Below are 5,566 nucleotides of genomic sequence, written 5' to 3' on the forward strand. Positions count from 1 at the left end.
GCCTTTTTACTGAGGGAATAATAAGGGAGGGATCGAGTTGGGTATTTCGATCAAGGTAGCAGATGAAGTGTGAATTGGCTGCGCTCTGCTCCACTACGAAAACCCGAAGCGGGAAGATTTCAGAACAGGAGAAATTGTGGGGAGAGTAGCCCGGGAGAATATTTTTGGGTCCTTGCGTCCTGGCGTGGGCCACAGCCTTCTGTAGCCCGGCCGGGTTTCGTAAAGCATTCGGTAGTTCCCAGGGTTCGGGGGTCTGTTGGCCACACAGTGTTGATTTACGTGTATTGCCAAAACGTGCTCGGAGATAGTAGAGAGAGCGGGAAAGTGAACAGTCGACAAAAGATTTGGAGGCAAAAGATGGACAAGATTAACCTTTACGAATGAGCTTAAGATACCGGCCGTAGGTGGGGTAGGAGACCCGTGTTCGTGGCAACCAAAAAGGAATTTTCATTGACAATCTACAATCCTCAAGAGCCGCCCTGCACCCGGCAAGTGCCTCCTGGTAGCGGCTCATCATCTCCCTGTAGTCTTCTTCATTTTGAAGGGCCCCTAGCAGATGGGGCTCAATACAGCGGAAATCCTAGCGCTGCAGCCGGCCATCAAGTGCGTGAACAGCCGTCCATTTTTCAGCATATGAGTCGCACAGGGCCCCTGCTACGTCGTTTAGGTCTTCTGCTGCCGGGCGCAGGTCGTCTGTCAACGAAACCTGTGGCAGCAGCAACAGCCGGCGGCACAGGGCAACTTCGAGGCTTTCAACGTCCCGGGCTAGCCACTTCCACTGGGCCTGGCTTGACCCCAGGTCAGAATCAAGGAGGGTATGAGGGAGCCCGAGAAGGTCATACAAGTCTGCAAGCGAGCGTACAAGGCAAACGGCTGCCGATGAAATGGAGTCAGGTCCGTGGATAAGCTCGTCCATTGCGGTAGCTACCTGGGGCAGGGCTACCTGTAGTTGCGAACGTAGCTCTCTTATTCGGTCGCCAATCCAGGGTACACCTTTCTGCCCGCCCTCTTTTGCAGATTCTACCAGCTCGCACCACTCCGATGCCCAGCTGCACGCCTCCGCAATGTTGCGTATGAGCTGCTGGCGGGGGTTCCCCGTTATGGGCCCGAAGTTTCCTGCCCACTAGTTCCCGGTCAACTCGGTCGATCCAGCCTTCGATGAGGCTCCGGTCGGACCACCCCTGGAGCCTTTTGCGTACATCTTCGACCTGGTCGCGGTCATGATTGACTACCGGGAAGAGCATTCCACCGGGAGCTGTTTCCCGGGCTATAAGCTCCCGCCAGACAGCAGAGGCCCGCTTGTATCCGGTACGCTTGCTTCGGGCTTCTTCTACCCTGCTCCTAATCTCGCTCGCCTTTTGCCTTATGAGCATATCCCATTCTTCAGCACCACGAACGCCCTGAAGGTCAATTGGGCGAATGGCTTTTCCGTAGCTGGCAAAGGCCAGGACGCTGCTTACCAGATCGTGAAGCGCCGGGCAGCACTTCGGCACCTTAAGCCACCCCATCATGCCGGTTGTCGGCGCAACAAGAGCCGGGCCCAGGGCAGCAGCTAGTCCGAGCAGTTGTTCACAGTCACAATCACCGGGCTGGTAAAGACGCGTTATATCACGGAGGTCGACAACAAAGGAGCTCGTGTCCGAGAATACGCTCTGTGCTCCGACTAGAGCCTCTAACAGCCAACTAGGTACCGCAGAAAGGCGATCACCGAGCGGTGTCCTGCCAAGCCAATAGGCTCCAGCGAGATCACCCTCTCTTATAAGCGCCCAGTAGAAGGTGCTCCAGCAGTCGTCCCTTTCAGCTTTTTTCAACATTAACGCTATGCCGCGCGCGGATTTCCTTCTGGCCTCCTCCAGCTCCAATTGTATGCGTCCAGGCCCTTCCTTGCCCAGAAGCTCGTGGCTCTGGCCGTCCGGCTCTTCCGGACGCACAAGGTCCACTGACCGTTCGGACTCCGGTGTCTCTTTAGGCTCCGGTAGAGTCCCGGTGCGCATCTCTTCGGAAGCCTCAGTCTGGGCAGCTATTTCCTGGCCTGGCCAATCGGATTGAAGGACTTCCTCTTGATCGCGGGAAACTTCGGAAATCTCCGCCTCGAGGCGCGTGTAGGGCTCAGTCTGTTTGGAAGGCTCAGCCCCAGGAACAAGGCGCTCATTTTCCAGGCTCTCGGAGACCGGTTCTGGCGCGACTTGGGCCATGTCCTGGTCAGATTCGAGCAAGGCCACAATCTTTCCGCATTGCTGCAGAGAATCTTTTCTTCAACTGCATCCAGTTTTGCCCGCTGCTCCCGTTCTTCCCGAAGCGACTGCGGGGATTGATTCTGGATTTGCGCATACTCTGCCAGCAAAGCAGACAAAGCGGTAAACTCGTTGTTCAGTTCTGCTATTCGGTCTGTAGTAAGCCGGTCCCAGTCCTGGGAGAAAATATGTTCGAATCCGAAGTACCGTATCTGGTCTGCATATTGGCTCCGAAGCATCCCGAGTGCATCTTCAAAGGCTATCTTTACCTCTTCCTGCCGCTCTTGCTTTTTTGGCGGCTATGTCGCCGAGCTCCTGAAGAAAATGTTCGATCTCCGCCCAAATGGGGTCGCCAGCCGGCTTCTCGCGAACTAGAGCGACTATGTTCGAAAAAGGATCATCCCGGTGGTCAGCTGGTTTTGGTTGAGGCTTTCTTCGGGAACTGCTCTGCTTACATGACTCTTCGGGGGAACCATGAAACTGCTCCCAGAGGGCACAGACACAGGCGCTCAGTACTTCCTCTTTTAGACTTTCCGCCAGTTGCCGGATACGCTCAAAATCGGGGCCATTCTCATTGAAGGCCTCTTTGGTTTCCCGGTGCGCCTCCAGACGTGCTCCAACCCCTGATATTAGCTCGGGCCGAAGTTTGGCAAAGCTTTCGATAGCAACGGCTGTAAAGAAGGGAACTTTGTTAAGAGCATGCTTGAATTCCTTTGCAATAAGCAAGCTGGGTGCAAGAAGCGGATGGCGGAATCCATCGATTTTGAGAAACTCAAATTTGTTTTTGGTCTCACCCGGCAGGCGGTTTCTCTCCGCAACGATACATTCGATCATCTTCTCGCGCCGTGACGGGCCAAAGATATCGTCTACTTAGCTAGCAACTTCACTACGTCATCTGTAGGCATTTTTGAGTCCCCTCGCCATGAAGTCTTTTCTAGGCATTGACCCTAGGCTTGAACTGCCAGATATCGGGCCTTAGCGGGACCTATCCGGCCACTTATGCGCAGTTTTTCGGGCAATAATGTCGCATAATGTGTGTTATGCGAAGCAGGGGACTGAACGCTGAAACCCTGCCATGATGATCCCAGAATAAACGTTGCGGTCTGGGAAATGGAAAACGAACTTGGCGAACAGGGTAGACCGAACTGCAGGACTTGAATTCAGTATTTCGGACCCTTATTATAATTGCAGGGGATTAGTACCAAGCATAGCTTTAGGGTTGGTGTACTGGTAGCTCTGGTACCGCCCTCTTCCAGATCCTAGCTGGTGCCCCTTCTTTCCGGTGCCTGATCGCGCCTGGGTTAGGGGGTGAGGGCTTTGCGGCTGAAAGTATGGTCATCCCCTTTTACTAGATTTGGTCCAGTTACTAACGATTCTCTAAAGGGAGGGGCAACGTTTACCGAGCAAAAAGTATGGTAGCAGAATGATTTTGTGAAGATCTGTTTCGAAACCATCTCGAAATTAACGGAGGTAATTTACATGGCAAAAAAGGCTGTTATCGTAATTGACATGCTTAACGACTTCGTTACTGGTAGTCTTAAATGTGACCGGGCTCAAAGGATTATCCTTCCCTTAAAGCGCTTAATAGAATCGGCGCGGGCGAAGGGTATACCTGTCATCTATTCTAACGATCAGCATTATAAAGGAATTGATAAGGAGTTAAGCCTATGGGGCGACCACGCCCTGGCCGGCACCAAAGGAGCCGAGGTGATAGAGGAATTAAGGCCAGCCGAAGGCGACTTCATCATTCCCAAGAGAAGGTACAGCGGATTTTTTCAAACTGATTTGCATTTGCTGCTTCGGGAGTTAGGTGTGGACACGTTAATCATAACCGGTTTGCATGCCAATATGTGCGTTCGCCATACGTCGGCCGACGCGTTTTATTGGGGCTATCACATACTGATTCCAAGAGATGGCACCGAAGCGTTCACGGAGGAAGATTATGTTGGGGGTTTGGATTATTTAGCAAAAGTATACGGGGCAGAAATAACCTCTGTTGAGGAAATTATAAAAGAATTTGCCCGAGAATGAATGCAAGAGGCAAGAATCCGGCAAGAATTGTCCGGAGTAGGCAAACACAGGAAGGAGAGAGATAATTGAACATAATCGAAGCCCTTCACTCCCGCCACTCCGTGCGCGCTTTTAAGCTAGATCCGGTGGGCAAAGAAACCCTGCTCAAGATTATGCAGGCAGCGAACCAAGCCCCTTCCTGAGGAAACAGCCAGCCCTGCGAGGTCTTTATCGCTGGCGTGGAAATCTTAGAAAGACTCCGCCGGGCTTTTGTGGAGCGGTCGACGCGGGTTTGCCGATGCAGCCGGACCTTCCCCGGCCTCGATATTGGCCCCCGGCCCCGCAGCAGCGGATGGCCGAAAACGCGGCCAACCGTTTTGCCGCCATGGGCTTATCCTCCGCGACGAAGCGGCAAAACGCGCTGTTACCCGGTGCAATTACGAATTCTTCGGGGCGCCGGTGGTTACCTGCCCGGGTCTGGAGCGCAGCTTAAACCCCTGGTCGATTTTCGACGTGGGGATGCTGGCCATGAGTGTCATGCTGGCGGCTCAAGAATACGGCGTGGATTCCATCCCGGCGGTCAACCATCCGGGCGGAATTGGAAGTCTCAGAGAACCTGCTGATTTTATTGGGAATTGCCCTGGGCTACGGCGATCCGGAGCACGCGGCGAACATACACCGGAGCCTCCGCAGCGCAGGTCCGCCCAGGAAATGGTCCGCTTTGAATGGCTTTGAGATCGCGGCATGGGTAGACACTGGGCCGCCTGATTTGATCCGGTTCTTTTAAGTCCAGTAAATGACGATATTCTCCGTTCAATTCGGCAACACGGTTTAAGGGGGTTTCGGCAAGATACTTCGTGATTACCTGGTCGATCTCTGGAAATCCCAGAACGAACCTTCTTCCCGATTGGTTGACACGTAAACCGTGCTGTGCTACCTTTAAGTAGAACTGAATACTTCTCTGAGCCGAGACGAGCCGAGTTGAGCTAGCTAGAGGAGTGGACGCGAGCAACTGGGATGCGAACCAGTACGTCAGTACTGGTTTTTTTGTTATCAAAATATTTAGGAGGGCGGGAGCCTTGATTTTGATGATTGATAACTATGATTCCTTTACTTTTAACCTGGTCCAGTACCTGGGAGAGATGGGTCTGGAGATTAAGGTCTACCGCAATGACGCGATCACGTTGGGGGAAATTGAAGCCATGCTGCCCACTGCCATCATCCTGTCGCCGGGCCCCTGCACACCTAATGAGGCTGGAATATGTCTGGACCTTATCGCCAGCCTCTCCGGCCGGATACCAATCCTGGGTGTCTGTCTGGGG

At 53.4% G+C, this 5,566-nt stretch carries 7 protein-coding genes; 4 read left to right on the top strand and 3 right to left on the bottom strand.

Annotated elements, in window-relative coordinates:
• Positions 1-580: 580 nt before the first annotated feature.
• The 3 genes from H5U02_13560 to H5U02_13570 form a co-directional block, all read right to left on the bottom strand.
• Positions 581-916 (bottom strand): hypothetical protein, encoded by a 336-nt coding sequence (locus H5U02_13560; protein ID MBC7343448.1) that lies wholly within the window; start codon positions 914-916, stop codon positions 581-583.
• Entirely contained in the window at positions 891-2,222 is a 1,332-nt protein-coding gene (locus tag H5U02_13565; GenBank protein ID MBC7343449.1) for a hypothetical protein, read from the bottom strand. The genes H5U02_13560 and H5U02_13565 overlap by 26 nt, the downstream gene beginning before the upstream one ends.
• A gap of 264 nt (positions 2,223-2,486) precedes the next feature.
• The gene (locus H5U02_13570; GenBank protein MBC7343450.1) at positions 2,487-3,068 is read right to left on the bottom strand and encodes a hypothetical protein; all 582 of its coding nucleotides are present in this window, start codon (positions 3,066-3,068) and stop codon (positions 2,487-2,489) included.
• Between the two features lie 645 nt (positions 3,069-3,713).
• On the opposite strand from H5U02_13570, the gene H5U02_13575 reads away from it, so the two are divergent.
• The 4 genes from H5U02_13575 to H5U02_13590 form a co-directional block, all read left to right on the top strand.
• The gene (locus H5U02_13575; protein ID MBC7343451.1) at positions 3,714-4,265 is read left to right on the top strand and encodes a cysteine hydrolase; all 552 of its coding nucleotides are present in this window, start codon (positions 3,714-3,716) and stop codon (positions 4,263-4,265) included.
• A gap of 65 nt (positions 4,266-4,330) precedes the next feature.
• Positions 4,331-4,447, top strand: a complete 117-nt coding sequence (locus H5U02_13580; GenBank protein MBC7343452.1) for a nitroreductase family protein — start codon at positions 4,331-4,333, stop codon at positions 4,445-4,447.
• 67 nt (positions 4,448-4,514) lie between these two features.
• Complete coding sequence (locus H5U02_13585; GenBank protein MBC7343453.1) at positions 4,515-4,979, top strand: nitroreductase family protein; 465 nt, start codon at positions 4,515-4,517, stop codon at positions 4,977-4,979.
• 344 nt (positions 4,980-5,323) lie between these two features.
• Positions 5,324-5,566, top strand: a 243-nt coding sequence (locus H5U02_13590) for an anthranilate/aminodeoxychorismate synthase component II (GenBank protein ID MBC7343454.1), incomplete at its 3' end; no start/stop codon positions are given.

It is taken from the genome of Clostridia bacterium (assembly GCA_014360065.1).
GTDB lineage: Bacteria > Bacillota > DSM-521 > Neomoorellales > JACIYF01 > JACIYF01.

Excerpts from the sequence above, each read along its gene's own strand:
- H5U02_13560 (MBC7343448.1), bottom strand. The coding sequence starts at position 916 with ATGGACGAGCTTATCCACGGACCTGACTCCATTTCATCGGCAGCCGTT.
- H5U02_13570 (MBC7343450.1), bottom strand. The coding sequence starts at position 3,068 with ATGATCGAATGTATCGTTGCGGAGAGAAACCGCCTGCCGGGTGAGACC.
- H5U02_13575 (MBC7343451.1), top strand. The coding sequence starts at position 3,714 with ATGGCAAAAAAGGCTGTTATCGTAATTGACATGCTTAACGACTTCGTT.